Source organism: Bacteroides bouchesdurhonensis, from assembly GCF_900155865.1.
Taxonomy (GTDB): domain Bacteria; phylum Bacteroidota; class Bacteroidia; order Bacteroidales; family Bacteroidaceae; genus Bacteroides; species Bacteroides bouchesdurhonensis.
The window spans coordinates 1,837,390-1,854,047 of record NZ_LT707006.1; the positions used below are offsets into that span (position 1 = coordinate 1,837,390).

Below are 16,658 nucleotides of genomic sequence, written 5' to 3' on the forward strand. Positions count from 1 at the left end.
TTGAAATAATGAATAAGCTACTGATTTCCCTTTTCTTGTCCTCTGTCATTGCGTTAGGTGGACAGGCACAGAAGAAAGAAAACTACTATGTGAAGCATGTAGAATTCCCCCAGCATGCTACTCTTGAGCAGAAAGTAGATTTAGCTGCCAGACTGACCCCTACTCCCCAACAGTATGCCTGGCAACAAATGGAACTAACTGCTTTTCTTCACTTCGGTATCAATACTTTTACCGGACGTGAATGGGGGGACGGAAAGGAAAATCCAGAGCTTTTTAATCCTTCAGAATTGGACGCCGGACAGTGGGTGCGTAATCTTAAAGAGGCTGGATTCAAAATGGTGATTTTGACAGCGAAACATCATGATGGATTCTGTCTGTGGCCCACAGCTACAACGAAACATTCTGTCGCTTCTTCTTCCTGGAAAAATGGTCAGGGAGATGTTGTGAAAGAACTTAGGAAAGCGTGCAATAAGTATAATATGAAGTTTGGAGTTTATCTTTCTCCATGGGACAGAAATGCGGAATGTTATGGAGACTCTCCTCGGTACAATGAATTTTTTATCCAACAGCTGACCGAATTGCTGACTAATTATGGGGAGGTACATGAAGTTTGGTTTGATGGTGCAAACGGAGAGGGACCGAATGGGAAGAAGCAAGTTTATGATTGGGAGGCTTTTTATAATACGATTCAACGATTGCAGCCGAAAGCTGTGATGGCGATCATGGGGGATGATGTTCGTTGGGTAGGTAATGAGAAAGGGTTGGGACGTGAAACAGAATGGAGTGCAACTGTATTAGCACCTGGTATTTACAAACGTTCGGATGAAAGTAATAATCGCTTAGGGATATCTAGCTTGTCGACAGATTTGGGAAGTCGTGACATGTTGGAAAAGGCGACAGAATTATTTTGGTATCCTTCAGAAGTGGATGTTTCTATTCGTCCGGGGTGGTTTTATCATGCTGAAGAAGATAATAAAGTAAAATCGCTCAAACATTTGACTGATATTTATTTTCAATCAGTTGGCTATAATTCAGTGCTTTTATTGAATATACCTCCTGATCGTAGGGGATTGATTCATGAAGCGGATGTTAAACGTTTAATGGAGTTTGCTACCTATCGGAAGCAGGTATTTTCAGATAATAAGATAAAGAAAGGTCGTAAATATTGGAATGCAGCTCCGGGAAGTGAAAAAGTATATGCTTTGAGACCGAAATCGCAGATTAATGTAGTGATGATTCAAGAAGATATAACAAAAGGTCAGAGGGTAGAAGATTTTACAGTAGAGGCACTGACGGATAATGGCTGGATAGAAGTTGGAAAGGGTACGACGATAGGGTATAAGCGTTTGTTACGTTTCCCAACAGTTCAGGCCAGTCAATTACGAATCAAAATAGGTAAATGTCGTCTGAATTCAAATATTAGTCAAGTTGCTGCATACTATGCAGAACCTCTTTTGGAAGGGGGGCAGAGAGAAGACTGGAATACATTGCCTCGTTCGGAATGGAAAATGTTGTCAGCTTCTCCATTAACAATTGATCTTGGTAAGGAGGTTGTTCTGTCAGCATTTACCTATGCACCACAGAATGCAGAAGCGAAGCCGACTATGGCTTATCGTTATAAGTTTTATGTAAGTGCGGATGGTAAGAAATGGCAGGAAGTGTCTACTAATGGTGAGTTCAGTAATATTATGCATAATCCGTTGCCTCAAACTATTTCTTTCGGAAAGAAAGTTTCGGCACGTTTTATCAGGCTGGAAGCTACTACGCCAACTTCAACTACGGCTAAAGTAGAGATGAATGAAATAGAAGTGACGGTTAATAAAGAATGATATGAAGAAAGAATTTTATGGAATATTGCCTTTGGCTTTGACCTCTTGTTTGGTTTCTCAGGCAACAGCACAGGAAAAACAAAAGAATCATCCTAATGTCGTTTTTATCTATGCAGATGATATTGGTTATGGAGATTTGAGTTGTAACGGAACAAAAACAATTCATACTCCGAATGTAGAGCGTCTTGCTGCTATGGGAATACGTTTTACGAATGCACATAGTGCAGCTGCTACCAGTACTCCTTCCCGCTATGCAATGCTGACAGGTGAATATGCATGGCGAAAGGCAGGAACGGGGATTGCGGATGGTGATGCAGCTTCTATTATCCGTCCGGAACGTTATACTATGGCAGATATGTTTAAAGACGCAGGCTATCGCACGGGAGTGGTTGGCAAATGGCATTTGGGGCTGGGAGACAAAGGAGGAGAACAGGATTGGAACAAACCTTTGAAACCTGGAACTAATGATATAGGTTTTGAATATTCATTTATAATGGCAGCTACAGGTGATAGAGTACCTTGTGTGTTTGTGGAAAATGATCAGGTGATTAATCTAGATCCGAATGATCCTTTACAAGTGAGTTATAAAAAGAATTTTCCCGGTGAACCTACAGGTAAAGATAATCCTGAATTGTTGAAAATGCACCCTTCTCATGGACACAATCAAAGTATTGTGAATGGAATTTCTCGTATTGGATATATGAAGGGAGGAAAGTCGGCTTTGTGGCAGGATGATCAAATTGCCGAGACATTGACCGGTAAAGCTGTTTCTTTTATTGAAGAACACAAAGATACACCTTTCTTCTTGTATTTTGCTACTCAAGATGCACACGTTCCTCGTGTGCCGGGTGCACAGTTTGCAGGGAAAAGTGGAATGGGACCTCGTGGAGATTGTTTGCTCGAATTTGACTGGTCGGTGGGTGAAATTTTGAATGCGTTAGAACGTTTAGGATTGGATAAGAATACTTTGGTGATACTTTCCAGTGATAATGGTCCGGTAGTAGATGACGGATATAAAGACCGAGCTGTAGAACTATTGGGAGGTCATAAACCTGGAGGTATTTATCGAGGAGGAAAGTATAGTGCTTATGAGGCAGGTACAAGGATTCCTTGTATTTGGAGCTGGAAGAACGTGATTAAACCTGGAAGTGTTTCAAATGCGTTGCTTTGCCAGATAGATTGGTTTGCAACTTTGGCAGAAATATTGAATGTCCGTTTACCGGAAGGGGCAGCTCCGGATAGTGAACCGATGTTGAAAGCTTGGACGGGTAAACAAAAGAAAGGGAGAGAATGGTTAGTGCTCCAGAATGCCCAGAATAATTTATCGGTTACTGATGGCGTGTGGAAATATCTTCGTCCCGGAAAAGGTCCGGAATATAACAAACAAGTGAATATTGAATTGGGAAATAGCCAGGAACCACAGCTCTATGATTTGAGAAAAGATCCGATGGAGATGAATAATCTGGCAGGAAAAAAGCCTGAATTAGTTAAGAAGATGGCAGAACAGTTGGACAAGATAGTTGATGGTCGTTATGGTCTGCCTTTATAGAGATAGATATTGAAAAGAAATGCTTAGAGAGTAGCATTTGGACTGGTGGTTTCGATTAGAGAATCGGCTACTGGTCCTTTTTTCTAAACTAAATCGTTACTTGTCTGTTATTCTTTATAAAAAAGATGGAACTTATGCTAGTAGTTGATTTAGGAAAATGGATGAATAAAATCCTGATAGATTGGGGAATGGATCCCAAAATAGCGAATCGGTTTGATGAAACGGTAATCGCTATATTAATGATTGCTATTGCAGTGGGACTGGATTATCTCTGTCAGGCGATTCTTGTAGGAGGAATGCGGCAATATACCCGTCGGAAACCACATTTGTGGAATACCTTACTGATGAAACGTAGAGTGTTTCATAATTTGATTCATACTATTCCCGCTATCCTGATTTATGCTATGTTGCCGATGGCTTTTATTCGTGGGAAAGAATTGTTACTTATTGCTCAAAAAGCTTGTACCATATATATTATTTTTTCCCTATTGTTAGCTATTAATGGTATCTTATTGATGATAATGGACATTTATGATGAGAAAAAGTCAATGAAGAACCGACCGATGAAAGGGTTTATTCAAGTGTTACAAGTAATTCTTTTCTTTGTTGGTGGAATTGTTATCATTGCTATTATTGTGAATAAATCGCCGGCTACCTTGTTTGCAGGTTTGGGAGCTTCTGCTGCTATTTTGATGTTGGTATTCAAAGATTCTATTCTGGGATTTGTTGCAGGTATTCAACTTTCTGCAAATGATATGATTCGTCCGGGAGATTGGGTAACTCTTCCTTCGGGTGATGCAAATGGTATTGTGCAGGAAATTACACTAAATACGGTAAAGATTCAAAATTTTGATAATACGATTTCTACAATTCCGCCTTATACATTGGTGAGTGGCTCTTTTCAAAATTGGAGAGGGATGGTGGAATCCGGTGGACGTCGGGTAATGAAGAATATTACGTTGGATTTGACAACACTCCAATTTTGCACTCCGGAAATGTTAGACCGTTATCGGAAAGAAATCCCTTTAATGGCCGATTATCAGCCTGATCAAGGAGTTATTCCTACTAATTCTCAGGTGTATCGCGTATATATAGAAAGATATTTATGTAGCCTTCCGATCGTAAATCAGGATTTGGATTTGATAATCAGTCAGAAGGAAGCTACAATGTACGGAGTACCTATACAGGTATATTTCTTTTCCAGAAATAAAATTTGGAAAGAATATGAACGTATTCAGTCAGATATATTCGATCACTTGTTGGCGATGGTACCGAAATTCGATCTGAAGGTTTATCAGTATTCGGATTAGTGTAATGTACTGAAAATGTATACAATATATTAATGCAAGATTAATTCAAAATCAGTATAAATAGGTAGATGATCACTGATTCCTCCTTGATATTTCATGCCTTTATAGGTGCGAAAGGGTTCATTGTCACCATATTTTTCGTCTTTGGTGAGAAGAAATGGAAGGTGGGAGATGTCTGCTTTTTTGTCACTAGTGTAGAAATCACTGGATTCATTAAGTAATGTACCCGATACGATCAGGTGATCGAGTAATCCCCATTCTCCATGATATTTGTAGGAACCAAAATTGTGAGATTTTGCTTTACGGGCAAGCAGGTGATAGAGTTTTAATGGAGAAATTGATGGTATGGAAGAGTTTCCGGAAGTGACAGAAATCAGTTTTGTAATGGGCACCTCTTGTGCATCTAATACTTTCTGGATAGATTTATTAGTAGGATAGTCATTGAAATCTCCCATTATAATTAGCTGGGGATGGAGACGTGTATGTAAAATACTATCGGCAGCTGTATGTAGAATCTGAGCGGTATAGAGACGATAAGGTTCAGATTCTTTGGTCCCACCTGAACGTGATGGAAAATGGCAGACTATTACATCTAAAGTGTCTCCCGTTAATAGTAAACCGCTGACATGTAACAAATCTCTCGTGGGACGATGTTGTTTGAAAGGGGGAATCGTTATAGAGCGGGAAGTTAAGAGTTTGAATACATCTCTTTGATAGAGTAAAGCGACATCTATACCTCGTTGATCGGGTGAATGGGTTATAATATAGCGATACCCCAATTCTTTTAAAGGAGAACGTCGGGTGAGATCACGTAACACGGAATCATTTTCAACTTCACAGAGTCCTACTAAAGCGGGAGGAGTCCATTCTCCAACTGCTGTGATTACTCGAGCAATGTCATTTAGTTTCTTTTTATATTTCGTATAATTCCAATGGCGGATCGCATCGGGAAGAAATTCATAGTCATTCTTTAAAGTATCGTGATGAGTGTCGAAAAGATTCTCTAAGTTCCATTCCATGACACGAAATGGTATGCGAGTCTTTATGGACACTTCTTGTGTCTGCCCCAGACAAAGAGAAACGATAAAGAAAGACATAGCAAAAAAGATTATGGCAATAACCAATCCTTTTTTGCTATCGCCATAATCTCCTTTATGTGAATTTATCTGTCTGTTACTTCTTGGCAGGAACATGTACCAGAATATCCAACAAGTGCTTCCAGAACTTTTCTACAGTAGGGATTAACATCCTTTCATCCGGAGAGTGTACCCCAATAAGAGTCGGTCCGAAAGAAATCATATCTAGGTTAGGATATTTATCCAGGAACAGACCGCACTCCAATCCTGCATGGATTGCTTTTACTTTGGCTTCTACTCCGAACAAACGTTTATAAGATTCAGTTGCTACTTCCAGAATAGCTGAATGCGGATTGGGTTTCCAACCAGGATATCCTTCACCGAAAGTAACAATAGCACCAGCTAATTGGAAAACAGCACGAACAGTGTTCGCCATATCATTCCGTGCAGACAGGATAGAACTACGTTGGCTTGTTTCGATACGAATAATGTGGTTAGGTTTCATCTTGACAGATGCAAGATTTGTAGAAGTTTCTACCAATCCGGGAATATCTTGGCTCATAGCATATACTCCATGTGGAGCTGCATATATTGCTTTTAACAAGCGTGATGTGGTATCTTGATCTATCGCAGTGGAACGAGGAGACTCTGATTCGAGGAGCAATTCCAGATCCGGTTCGATAACGGCAAGTTCATTTTCTATTTCACTGATGAAGATGTTCAGTTCTGTGCGAACATCATGCTTAGCAGCTTCGGGTACAGCACAGACAGCATATGCTTCGCGAGGGATGGCATTACGTAAATTACCTCCATTAATCTCGCAAAGATACAAATCTTGTCTGGCGGCCATACGACTAAGGAAACGGTTTAATATTTTGTTTGCATTTCCCCTGCCCAGATGAATATCAGCACCGGAATGTCCACCTTTCAAACCTTTTACTTCTACTTTAAAGAAGAAATATTCGTTAGGAACTTCTACCTCTTTGTATTCGAACTCTGCAACAGAGTCAATACCTCCGGCACATCCGATAAAGATTTCTCCTTCATCTTCTGAGTCGAGATTCAACAGAATATCACCACTCATAAAACTTTCTTTAAGGGCAAATGCTCCGGTCAGTCCGGTTTCTTCGTCTACAGTAAAGAGACATTCTAACGGACCATGTTCGATACTGTCATCAGCAAGAATGGCAAGTTCGGTGGCTACACCGATACCATTGTCGGCTCCAAGAGTTGTTCCTTTAGCTTTCAGCCATTCTCCATCTATTTCAGTTTCAATGGGATCGGTAAGGAAATCATGTTGAACATTGTTATTCTTTTCGCACACCATATCGATATGTGACTGTAATATGACGGTCTGGAGATTTTCTTTTCCTGGAGTAGCGGGTTTCTTGATCAGAACGTTACCTGCTTCATCTACTTTGGTTTCCAGGTTATGTTTAGCTCCGAATGCCTTCAGGTAGGCAATCATTTTTTCTTCCTTCTTCGAAGGGCGCGGCACTTGACAGATTTCTTCGAAATACTTAAATACGCCAGCCGGCTTTAAATCTTTTTTTTCCATGCTATTTTAATTTATAAATAGGAATAGAGAGACTATTCTCAGTCTCTTTTATTGCTAAATATGGTTAATTTGATTGACTTATCTGAACTCATATCTCATTAAAGCCTATCTTTGCACTCACAAAATTAATAGAAATGGTTGAGACTATACTGATAACTTTGTTAATAGTTGCTATTTCCCTTGTATTATTAGGGGTGAAAGTATTCTTTACGAAGAGCGGGAAGTTCCCGAATGGTCATGTGAGTGGAAATAAAGCGTTACGTAAAAAGGGGATAGGTTGTGCACAATCACAAGACCGGGAAGCGCAGAAGAAGCCACGTTTTTCTATTGAAGAATTGGAAAAAGCCTTAAACGATAGTATGAACTAATTAATTAAAAACAATATTTTATGGTTATGAATAGAATGAACTACCTCATGAACGGTTTGGTTGCTCTTGCGTTCATTGTTTTATTTTCACAATGCGCTGGCAAAGCTGATAATCAAACTGCTACTACTACTCCAACTCAAACTAATGCCGAACTTGCAGGAATTAAAATTGCTTATGTTGAAATAGATACATTATTGACTAAATACAACTTTTGTATTGATTTGAATGAAGCAATGATGAAAAAGAATGAGAATATTCGATTAACATTGACAGAAAGAGCTAATGCTTTAAAAAAGGAACAACAGGAATGGCAGAAGAAGTATGAAAATAATGCTTTCCTTTCACCAGAAAGAGCTCAACAAGAATATAATCGTCTTACTAAAATGGAACAGGATTTACAGGAGCTTAGTACTAAACTTCAAAATGGTTTGATGGAAGAAAATAATAAAAACAGTTTGATGTTTCGTGATTCTATCAATGCTTTCTTGAAAGAATATAATAAGGCCCATGGTTATAACCTGATTTTTAGCAATACAGGATTTGATAATTTGCTATATGCTGATAGCGTTTTTAATATTACTAAAGAAATTGTAGATGGGTTGAATGCTAGATATTCATCGCCTTCTAAGAAATAAAGATATTCATAAGTAACTCCTTTCCCTTTTATAGGAGAGGAGTTCATATTTTTTGTTTTGTATGCCTGTTTAAAACTGTGAAGTTGTAAACAGGTTTTTTATTCTCTTTCTTTCTCTTCTTCTTGAGGAATTCGAAAAGCGGTGTAGAGTTCTAAAACTGCTGCTATGGTAAGACAAGCAATCCATTCATTTCCATGGGTGGTAAACATAAAAGCCCCGGTTAAGACTAATGCGAATGCACCGAATATTTGTTGGATACGCAAACGTTTAAGGGTTTTGCTTTTTCCTTTAACTGGAGTATTTACTTGTGCCAATGCAATAAATCCGGCTCCGATAGTATATATGTAAGGAGCATAAATCCAACCGGTAATGTAAATCGCAGCTCCGGTGAGAGCCATTACAGCTCCTGCAATAAAAAGGGCGGGTACTAGTTGCTTCATTGGTTATCTTCAAAAACGTAAATATCTTCGTTCGGCTTCTTCATCAGATATTTCTCACGAGCTATTTGCTCGATTGCATCTGGATTAGAGTTTAGTTCGTTGAGACGTTTGGTGTTCTCTTCGTAATCTCCCCGATATTTCTCTATCTCTTCTTTTAATTGGCTGATTTCCCGTTCATATCCAAAGCGGCGGACCAGACTGTTTTCGTCCAGAAAGCCAATGATAACAGCAAATGCACTAATAGTAATAATATACTTGTGCTTGCATATAAAATTCCAGATAGTGATGAGTTTGCCCATAAATTCTCTTTTTTGTATCTGCAAAGATAAGACTAATAACTTAAAAACTTATCGCTTCGGGTTTAAAACTTCTCTATCTAACCTTTATTACTTATCACTTTTTTGTGTACATTTGCACTAAAAGCGATAAAAGGTCTTATTTGCATTGATCAGGTATGCCTTAATTTACTTTATTCGCACTATTTTTCAGAAACTCAAAAACAGAGAGAACCCCGGATATGGAAAACTATATTGTATCTGCTCGTAAATATCGTCCATCCACTTTTGAATCAGTGGTAGGGCAGCGGGCATTGACTACTACACTGAAGAATGCAATTGCTACACAGAAACTGGCTCATGCTTATTTGTTTTGCGGACCACGCGGAGTGGGCAAGACGACATGTGCACGAATTTTCGCCAAGACCATAAACTGTATGACACCTACTGCAGATGGTGAGGCGTGTAACGAATGTGAATCTTGTGTTGCTTTCAATGAGCAGCGGTCATATAATATACACGAGCTTGATGCTGCTTCCAATAATTCGGTGGATGATATTCGCCAGTTAGTGGAGCAAGTGCGTATTCCGCCACAGATTGGTAAGTATAAGGTTTATATCATTGATGAGGTTCATATGCTTTCAGCGTCTGCTTTTAATGCATTTCTGAAAACGTTGGAAGAACCACCCCGTCATGCAATCTTTATTCTTGCTACAACAGAGAAACATAAGATTCTTCCTACGATTCTTTCGCGTTGCCAGATTTATGATTTCAACCGGATCAGCGTTGAAGATACGGTGGAACATCTGTCGTATGTTGCTTCAAAGGAAGGAATTACGGCAGAGCCGGAAGCTTTAAACGTGATTGCTTTGAAAGCGGATGGAGGTATGCGTGATGCGTTGTCTATCTTCGATCAGGTAGTGAGTTTTACAGGCGGAAATATCACCTATAAAAGTGTGATTGAGAATCTCAATGTCCTGGATTATGAATATTACTTCCGTTTGACTGATTGTTTTTTGGAAAACAAGGTGAGTGATGCATTGTTGCTTTTCAATGATGTGTTGAATAAGGGATTTGATGGAAGTCATTTTATTACAGGTCTTTCCTCGCATTTTCGTGATTTGTTGGTAAGCAAAGATCCTGCTACAATCTCGTTGTTAGAAGTAGGGGCCAGTATACGCCAACGTTATCAGGAACAGGCCCAGAAATGCCCGTTGCCTTTCTTATATCGTGCTATGAAGCTGTGCAATGATTGCGATTTAAATTATCGTGCCAGCAAGAACAAACGTTTGTTGGTTGAATTGACTTTGATACAGGTTGCACAACTTACTGCCGAAGGGGATGACGTGAGTGGTGGGCGTAGCCCTAAAAAGACTCTAAACCCCGTATTTACTCAGCCTGCTGTTGCTCAGCAACCGCAGGTTAATACCGCATCACCTGTCCGTCAGTCAGTAGTTCATTCAACTTCATCAACGGTTGGAACGAAAGCTTCTAACAATATTGCTACAACCCAACAACCACAGAGGACTGTAACAACAGTTGCAAATTCCGCAACTCCTGCTGCGGGTACATCGAATGTCGCTTCTCAGGGGGCAGGGATCTCACCTATAGTTAGAGAGGAGAAGAAGATTCCAGTAATGAAGATGTCGAGTTTGGGGGTATCTATCAAACATCCTCAACGGGAGCAGATGACTCAAAATGTAACTACTACCAGTGTTACTAATGTTCAAGTGCAACCGGAAGAGGATTTTATATTCAACGATCGGGATTTGAATTATTATTGGCAGGAATATGCCGGACAGTTACCTAAAGAACAAGTAGCTATTGCTAAGCGTATGCAAGGACTTCGTCCTATGCTAATAGGCAATTCGACTTCTTTTGAAGTAGTAGTTGATAATGAGATTGCTGCTAGGGATTTTACAGCTATGATTCCTGAAATTCAAGATTATCTTCGTAGAGGTCTGAAGAATAGTAAAGTGTTGATGACTGTACGGGTAAGTGCACCCACTGAGACGGTTCGAGCTGTAGGGCGCGTTGAAAAGTTCCAGATGATGGCGCAAAAGAATCAAGCATTAATGCAATTAAAAGATGAGTTTGGACTGGAGCTTTATTAGTATATTAAGGCTTGATATGTTAAAGAAGAATATTTGAATAATGAGTTGGGAAAGAGCGAACTTCTAATAGTAGATACGGATGATATAAAACTTCATGTTTTAAGTTTTATATCATCCGTATCTAAAAGATAATAAATATCTGCTTTTACATTCTTACTCTATCTGGTGGATTATTTTTCATTATGTATTCGTTCATTCATACGATCCTTGTATCCGTCACTAGGTCTTTTCCCCGGCATAATAATCCATAGGATAATATATATAATTACTCCGGCAAAAGCAGTAAAGAAAGTTACTAATACATAGACTATTCTTAGCAAGGTGGTATCCCAGCCAAAATATTCAGCAATTCCTGCGCATACACCTGCAATCATTCGATTGGAAGAGCGGGTTAATTTTTTATTTTCCATAATTTTTATTTTTCTAGTTTATAGTCTTATATGTTTTTTCGTTATATCTGTTTTTGATAAACCAATAAATGAAGAAATTTTAATGATTTAATTGTACCTTTTTTTATTGAGTCCTTAATCTCATCCTTCTTGATTTCTTTTAATAGTTGATACACTTGTTCGATTAACTTTAAAATCTATTGATACTTTAATAGATTTTAAAGTGGTTAATGCAAATATAATAAAACTATCTGAGAAACGATAGATATACTTCAACTAAATATAGTATCTAATAAATAGATACAGTGTAAAAGTACAGCAACCAAGAGTATGGTGAGGGTTTAATTTAGGAAACTATTAGGAAACAAGAGTCCTGATTAAGACTAAATTGTGGGGTAAAAGTGTTATCCGTTTAAAAAGGAAAACCCTTATAAGTACTTGACTTATAAGGGTCTCTTTGGGTGGAAGATGGGACTCGAACCCACGACATTCAGAACCACAATCTGACGCTCTAACCAACTGAACTACATCCACCATGTTTGCGTTTCTCTAACGCGGTGCAAAGATAGATATAATCTTTAAATCTCCAAAAAAAACTACTCTTTTTTTTCGTAGAAAAAGTATTCTTTTATTCCCCGATTATGCTTGGTGAATAGGTTTCGTGCATCATTTGTGAAGATTTTCAATGAATTACGAGTATTTATAGGAATTGAGTCTATAGGCATATTGACGGGATATAATTGATGATTTTTTTTCCCAGATTGTGTGGGACGGGCTGTCCATACCAAACTGTATTCGCAATTATTGAGACGTGTGGTACTATCTTTCACCAATTCCATCTTGACCATTAATCCTCCGTCTGTACGGCGGGCTGACATGTTGGAAATATAATTACCTAATGAGTAAACAACGAGATTTCTTTCATTGGTAAGGCTGTCCTCACGTACTTCTATTGGCTGTACGACGTGTGGATGCGAACCAATGATATGATTCACACCTTTTTGAAGCATCCAATCAGCAAGGAATTTTTGTTGTTTGTTGGGGAGCGATTGATATTCTTCTCCCCAATGCATACAAGCGATAATTACATCCGGATGTAATGTTTTGCAAGTATCAATATCCTTGGTGATGATAGTTGTATCGATATAATTTACGATATTGGGTGGAGTAACAGAAATTCCATTAGTTCCATAAGTATAGTTGAGTAGTGCTATACGAATACCGTTCTTCTCCAATATAAGTGGATATTTTTTTGCCCGTTCTTCATTATTGATATAAGTACCTGCATGAGGAATATTCAGAGAATCAATGAGGCGTATAGTACGTTCCAGACCCTTTTGACTACGGTCGAGGCTGTGGTTATTGGCAGTAACGAGAACATTGAAACCTGCTTCATGAATAGCTGAGAGATATTCGTCCGGAGCACTGAAGGCAGGATAACCTTTATAAGGTTTACCTCCTAAAGTAACTTCCAAATTGGCTACGGCAAAATCTGCTCTACCTATCTCTTCTTTGACATATTCGAAATACGAGGAATAATCGTACCCTTTGAAGCCTTTAGCTGCATATGCTGCATTTATTTGCCCTTGATGTTGCATGAGGTCTCCTACGAAAAGTAGTCGGACTGTGTCGGTAGGTGATATCCTATCAGAAATAGAAAGACTGTCCAGAGAAATGTCATCCCCAGATTCTCTCTTTGTCTGCGACTGTGAAGTACAGGACAAAGAGAGTAAAATTATCATCAGAAACCCAATCTGTTTCATTGGTAAATAGCTTTCTTTCCAGCTAAAAGTGTATTCTTCATGAGTGATACGATTGTCATCGGACCCACTCCACCCGGAACGGGAGTGATGTAAGAACATTTAGGTGCCACTTCATCGAATTTCACATCGCCGGTTAATTTGAAACCGGACTTTTTGGTAGCATCCGGAACACGAGTTGTACCTACGTCGATTACAACTGCGCCCTCTTTTACCATTTCTTCTTTTACAAAATTGGGTTGTCCTAAGGCAGCAATAATAATATCAGCTTCCTGGCATTCTTTTATCAGATCTTTACTGCGACTATGACATACGGTGACAGTAGCATCGCCCGGATATGCTTTTTGCATCATTAGTGCCGCCATTGGTTTACCAACGATGTTACTGCGTCCAAGTACGACACATTTCTTCCCGGAAGTCTCTATCTGATAACGTTTCAACAGTTCAAGGATACCATTAGGAGTAGCGGATACATAGCAGGGAAGACCGATAGACATACGTCCTACGTTGATAGGATGGAACCCGTCTACGTCTTTACGGTAATCAATTGTTTCGATCACTTTCTGTTCAGAAATATGTTTCGGCAACGGAAGTTGTACAATAAATCCGTCTATGTCGTCATCTTCGTTCAGTTCACGAACTTTTGCCAACAGTTCTTCTTCGGTTACATCACTTTCGTAACGGATGAGTGAAGATTTAAATCCACATACTTCGCAAGCTTTTACTTTGGCTGCCACATATGTCTCGCTGCCACCGTCGTGTCCTACAAGAATGGCCGCCAGATGCGGACGCTTACCGCCATGGGCTACGATCTCTGCCACTTCGGCCGCAATCTCTTGTTTTACTTGTTCGGAAATAGCTTTTCCGTCTATTAATGTCATATTCTTTATTTATTATGGTTTTAAAACTTTTTCTGCTTTTGCTGTGATTCTCTCCATGCCTTTTTGTTGTACACCTAAAACATAGTCTAAAATAACTATTCATTTCATCTTATAAAGTACTATCGTTTTTGGGATGATGGACAAAAATAGGATATTTTGTCGAACCCGGCAATCTTTCGGACATAAAAAAAGAGGAAGCCGAAGTTTCCTCTTTGTATTATCATTTCTTTATCACTTTATTTTCGTTACTTTGTCAGGATGACGAACTGAATAGTGAGCAGCTTTCTGAGCGATAAGAGCTTCTTCCTCACTGACATCTTTCGGTCTGAATTTTTTCCCAACAGCTTTTTGTCTTGTTATTTTCTCAAGCCAGGTACAAGCTGCTATATAACGCCCTAATCCGTAGGTGAGATGATACCCGTCACGATTGAAGTTATCACCTATAAAGCTTGTACGTGCATTCTGTATAGCTGTTCCGGCAGGAATGATCATGCAAAATTCCTTATGCTGTTTCTTTGATAGATTAGTAGCTTCTACTATCTTCTTAAACATCTGTAACTGATCCTTGCCATATTTGTGGAATCCTCCATGATCAGAATTTTGTGGGTAAGCCCAAGTCCTGTGTAGAGCATATTTCACTTTGGGATTGCGTACATGCTGTTTTACATATTCCAATAGACGAGTCAACCAAGGTTCGTAGGTAGGATAATCACCGCTATCCTGGCTTACTTGTTGGAATGTTATATAATCCCATTCCTCATCTTGAATACATTCCAGTAAAGTTTTTCTTTGATTACTGTTCTTCCCGCCTACTACTTTATGATATTCGAATACAGGTTTGTTCTTTTCAACTGCTTTCCAATGTGATTCAAAACCTTGTCCGCCTCGATAAGCGTTTCCAATAACCAGGCTGTCACCGCCTTCAGCTGCCAATTCGTATAAATATTGTTCTATTGCATCAGCCGAAAAGCTGTTGCCAATAGCTAGTATTTTTATAACTTTTGCCTGAGCAGAAAAGGAGATTGACAGACCTATCAATAAAAGTAAAATTAGTTTCTTCACTATTATCTTTCCTGTTTTTTACTTCAATTCTATCAGATAAAAAGTTTATCGTTTCATCTTAGGCATCATTTTACCCATTTTGCTGCTGGTTACCATCTTCATCATCTTACGAGTCTGGTCAAACTGTTTCAGCAGACGGTTGACTTCCTGAATAGTCGTTCCGCTACCTTTAGCAATACGAGTGCGACGTGAACCATTCAGAATTTCAGGATTGGAACGTTCTGCCGGAGTCATTGAATAGATGATCGCTTCAATACTCTTAAAGGCATTATCATCAATATCAATATCTTTAATAGCTTTACCCACTCCCGGAATCATAGAGGCAAGATCTTTCAAATTACCCATCTTCTTGATTTGAGCGATTTGGCTGAGGAAGTCGTTGAAGTCAAACTGATTCTTAGCAATCTTTTTCTGCAAGCGTTTTGCTTCTTCTTCATCATATTGTTCCTGAGCACGTTCTACCAAAGATACGATATCACCCATACCGAGGATACGGTCTGCCATACGTGCCGGGTGGAACTGGTCGATTGCATCCAGCTTTTCGCCCGTACCTACAAACTTGATCGGCTTATTGACTACCGAACGGATGGAAAGAGCCGCACCACCACGAGTATCACCATCGAGTTTAGTCAATACCACACCATTGAAGTCCAAGCGTTCATTAAATTCTTTAGCAGTATTTACTGCATCCTGTCCTGTCATGGAGTCTACCACGAACAAGATTTCGTTCGGATTGATAGCTTCCTTAATAGCAGCAATCTCGTTCATCATCTGTTCGTCTACTGCCAGACGTCCGGCAGTATCGACGATGACTAGGTCATATCCTTTGGCTTTAGCTTCCTGAATAGCGTGTTGAGCAATTTCTACCGGGTTCTTGCTATCGAGTTCGCAGTACATAGGAACTTCGATCTGTTCAGCAAGTACACGCAACTGTTCGATAGCTGCCGGACGGTAAACGTCACACGCAACCAGTAACGGTTTACGATTCTTTTTGGTCTTCAGCATACGTGCCAACTTACCGGAGAAGGTCGTTTTACCAGAACCCTGCAGACCGGACATCAAGATAACCGCCGGGCGGGCATTAATGTCAATTTCAGCAGTTTCTCCACCCATCAACTGAGTAAGTTCATCATGTACGATTTTTACCATCAACTGACTTGGCTTCACAGCAGTAAGCACATTCTGACCGATAGCTTTCTCCTTCACTGTATCCGTGAAACCTTTCGCAACTTTATAGTTTACGTCGGCATCGAGCAATGCTTTGCGTACATCTTTCAGCGTTTCTGCTACGTTGATCTCGGTGATTTTGCCTTCACCTTTCAGAATCTTAAATGACCGTTCTAGTCTCTCACTTAAATTATCGAACATATTTATTTTTTATTACTTATTACTAAATTAAGGCTGCAAATTTA

Annotated in this window: 14 protein-coding genes, 1 tRNA gene and 1 pseudogene; 6 read left to right on the plus strand and 10 right to left on the minus strand. The window is 39.3% G+C overall.

Going from position 1 to position 16,658, the window contains the following annotated elements:
• Positions 1-8: 8 nt before the first annotated feature.
• From CZ225_RS07315 to CZ225_RS07325, 3 genes are all read left to right on the plus strand, one after another.
• Positions 9-1,829, plus strand: a complete 1,821-nt coding sequence (locus CZ225_RS07315; RefSeq protein WP_077153577.1) for an alpha-L-fucosidase — start codon at positions 9-11, stop codon at positions 1,827-1,829.
• Between the two features lies 1 nt (position 1,830).
• Positions 1,831-3,378 carry a sulfatase family protein gene (locus tag CZ225_RS07320; protein ID WP_077153578.1) on the plus strand — a complete coding sequence of 516 codons (1,548 nt, stop codon included), beginning with the start codon at positions 1,831-1,833 and terminating at the stop codon, positions 3,376-3,378.
• 134 nt (positions 3,379-3,512) lie between these two features.
• Positions 3,513-4,688: a mechanosensitive ion channel family protein gene (locus CZ225_RS07325; RefSeq protein WP_077155738.1), complete on the plus strand. Its 1,176-nt coding sequence runs from the start codon at positions 3,513-3,515 to the stop codon at positions 4,686-4,688.
• Positions 4,689-4,717: 29 nt separating this feature from the next.
• On the opposite strand, the gene CZ225_RS07330 is transcribed toward CZ225_RS07325, so the two are convergent.
• Positions 4,718-5,881: an endonuclease/exonuclease/phosphatase family protein gene (locus CZ225_RS07330; RefSeq protein WP_077153579.1), complete on the minus strand. Its 1,164-nt coding sequence runs from the start codon at positions 5,879-5,881 to the stop codon at positions 4,718-4,720.
• Positions 5,862-7,322, minus strand: a complete 1,461-nt coding sequence (locus CZ225_RS07335; RefSeq protein ID WP_077153580.1) for an aminoacyl-histidine dipeptidase — start codon at positions 7,320-7,322, stop codon at positions 5,862-5,864. Before CZ225_RS07335 ends, CZ225_RS07330 begins: the two co-directional genes overlap by 20 nt.
• A 134-nt stretch (positions 7,323-7,456) precedes the next feature.
• Here CZ225_RS07335 and CZ225_RS07340 point away from each other — a divergent pair, with 134 nt between their 5' ends.
• Positions 7,457-7,690 (plus strand): hypothetical protein, encoded by a 234-nt coding sequence (locus CZ225_RS07340; RefSeq protein ID WP_077153581.1) that lies wholly within the window; start codon positions 7,457-7,459, stop codon positions 7,688-7,690.
• A 26-nt stretch (positions 7,691-7,716) separates the two neighbouring features.
• A complete protein-coding gene (locus CZ225_RS07345; RefSeq protein WP_077155739.1) occupies positions 7,717-8,325 on the plus strand; it encodes an OmpH/Skp family outer membrane protein in 609 nt (202 codons plus the stop codon).
• A gap of 98 nt (positions 8,326-8,423) precedes the next feature.
• On the opposite strand, the gene CZ225_RS07350 is transcribed toward CZ225_RS07345, so the two are convergent.
• Together CZ225_RS07350 and CZ225_RS07355 are read right to left on the minus strand one after the other, a co-directional pair.
• Complete coding sequence (locus CZ225_RS07350; protein WP_077153582.1) at positions 8,424-8,765, minus strand: hypothetical protein; 342 nt, start codon at positions 8,763-8,765, stop codon at positions 8,424-8,426.
• Positions 8,762-9,064, minus strand: coding sequence for an FtsB family cell division protein (locus tag CZ225_RS07355; RefSeq protein ID WP_025075505.1), 303 nt, complete (start codon positions 9,062-9,064; stop codon positions 8,762-8,764). Before CZ225_RS07355 ends, CZ225_RS07350 begins: the two co-directional genes overlap by 4 nt.
• 209 nt (positions 9,065-9,273) lie before the next feature.
• Here CZ225_RS07355 and CZ225_RS07360 point away from each other — a divergent pair.
• Positions 9,274-11,154: pseudogene (locus tag CZ225_RS07360) on the plus strand (DNA polymerase III subunit gamma/tau); the annotation flags it as partial.
• Between the two features lie 170 nt (positions 11,155-11,324).
• Here CZ225_RS07360 and CZ225_RS07365 read toward each other — a convergent pair.
• The 6 genes from CZ225_RS07365 to ffh form a co-directional block, all read right to left on the minus strand.
• Positions 11,325-11,564: a PspC domain-containing protein gene (locus CZ225_RS07365; RefSeq protein ID WP_077153584.1), complete on the minus strand. Its 240-nt coding sequence runs from the start codon at positions 11,562-11,564 to the stop codon at positions 11,325-11,327.
• 438 nt (positions 11,565-12,002) lie between these two features.
• Positions 12,003-12,078 (minus strand) — tRNA-His (locus tag CZ225_RS07370).
• 61 nt (positions 12,079-12,139) lie between these two features.
• Entirely contained in the window at positions 12,140-13,306 is a 1,167-nt protein-coding gene (locus tag CZ225_RS07375; RefSeq protein ID WP_077153585.1) for a CapA family protein, read from the minus strand.
• Positions 13,303-14,184, minus strand: a complete 882-nt coding sequence (gene folD, locus CZ225_RS07380) for a bifunctional methylenetetrahydrofolate dehydrogenase/methenyltetrahydrofolate cyclohydrolase FolD (RefSeq protein WP_077153586.1) — start codon at positions 14,182-14,184, stop codon at positions 13,303-13,305. Before folD ends, CZ225_RS07375 begins: the two co-directional genes overlap by 4 nt.
• A 231-nt stretch (positions 14,185-14,415) precedes the next feature.
• Positions 14,416-15,246: a DUF4886 domain-containing protein gene (locus CZ225_RS07385; protein WP_077153587.1), complete on the minus strand. Its 831-nt coding sequence runs from the start codon at positions 15,244-15,246 to the stop codon at positions 14,416-14,418.
• A 45-nt stretch (positions 15,247-15,291) separates the two neighbouring features.
• Complete coding sequence (ffh, locus tag CZ225_RS07390; protein ID WP_077153588.1) at positions 15,292-16,614, minus strand: signal recognition particle protein; 1,323 nt, start codon at positions 16,612-16,614, stop codon at positions 15,292-15,294.
• Between the last annotated feature and the right edge of the window lie 44 nt (positions 16,615-16,658).

Excerpts from the sequence above, each read along its gene's own strand:
- CZ225_RS07320 (WP_077153578.1), top strand. The coding sequence starts at position 1,831 with ATGAAGAAAGAATTTTATGGAATATTGCCTTTGGCTTTGACCTCTTGT.
- CZ225_RS07325 (WP_077155738.1), top strand. The coding sequence starts at position 3,513 with ATGCTAGTAGTTGATTTAGGAAAATGGATGAATAAAATCCTGATAGAT.
- folD (WP_077153586.1), bottom strand. The coding sequence starts at position 14,184 with ATGACATTAATAGACGGAAAAGCTATTTCCGAACAAGTAAAACAAGAG.
- CZ225_RS07350 (WP_077153582.1), bottom strand. The coding sequence starts at position 8,765 with ATGAAGCAACTAGTACCCGCCCTTTTTATTGCAGGAGCTGTAATGGCT.
- CZ225_RS07330 (WP_077153579.1), bottom strand. The coding sequence starts at position 5,881 with ATGTTCCTGCCAAGAAGTAACAGACAGATAAATTCACATAAAGGAGAT.
- CZ225_RS07365 (WP_077153584.1), bottom strand. The coding sequence starts at position 11,564 with ATGGAAAATAAAAAATTAACCCGCTCTTCCAATCGAATGATTGCAGGT.
- CZ225_RS07335 (WP_077153580.1), bottom strand. The coding sequence starts at position 7,322 with ATGGAAAAAAAAGATTTAAAGCCGGCTGGCGTATTTAAGTATTTCGAA.
- ffh (WP_077153588.1), bottom strand. The coding sequence starts at position 16,614 with ATGTTCGATAATTTAAGTGAGAGACTAGAACGGTCATTTAAGATTCTG.
- CZ225_RS07375 (WP_077153585.1), bottom strand. The coding sequence starts at position 13,306 with ATGAAACAGATTGGGTTTCTGATGATAATTTTACTCTCTTTGTCCTGT.
- CZ225_RS07345 (WP_077155739.1), top strand. The coding sequence starts at position 7,717 with ATGAATAGAATGAACTACCTCATGAACGGTTTGGTTGCTCTTGCGTTC.
- CZ225_RS07355 (WP_025075505.1), bottom strand. The coding sequence starts at position 9,064 with ATGGGCAAACTCATCACTATCTGGAATTTTATATGCAAGCACAAGTAT.
- CZ225_RS07315 (WP_077153577.1), top strand. The coding sequence starts at position 9 with ATGAATAAGCTACTGATTTCCCTTTTCTTGTCCTCTGTCATTGCGTTA.
- CZ225_RS07340 (WP_077153581.1), top strand. The coding sequence starts at position 7,457 with ATGGTTGAGACTATACTGATAACTTTGTTAATAGTTGCTATTTCCCTT.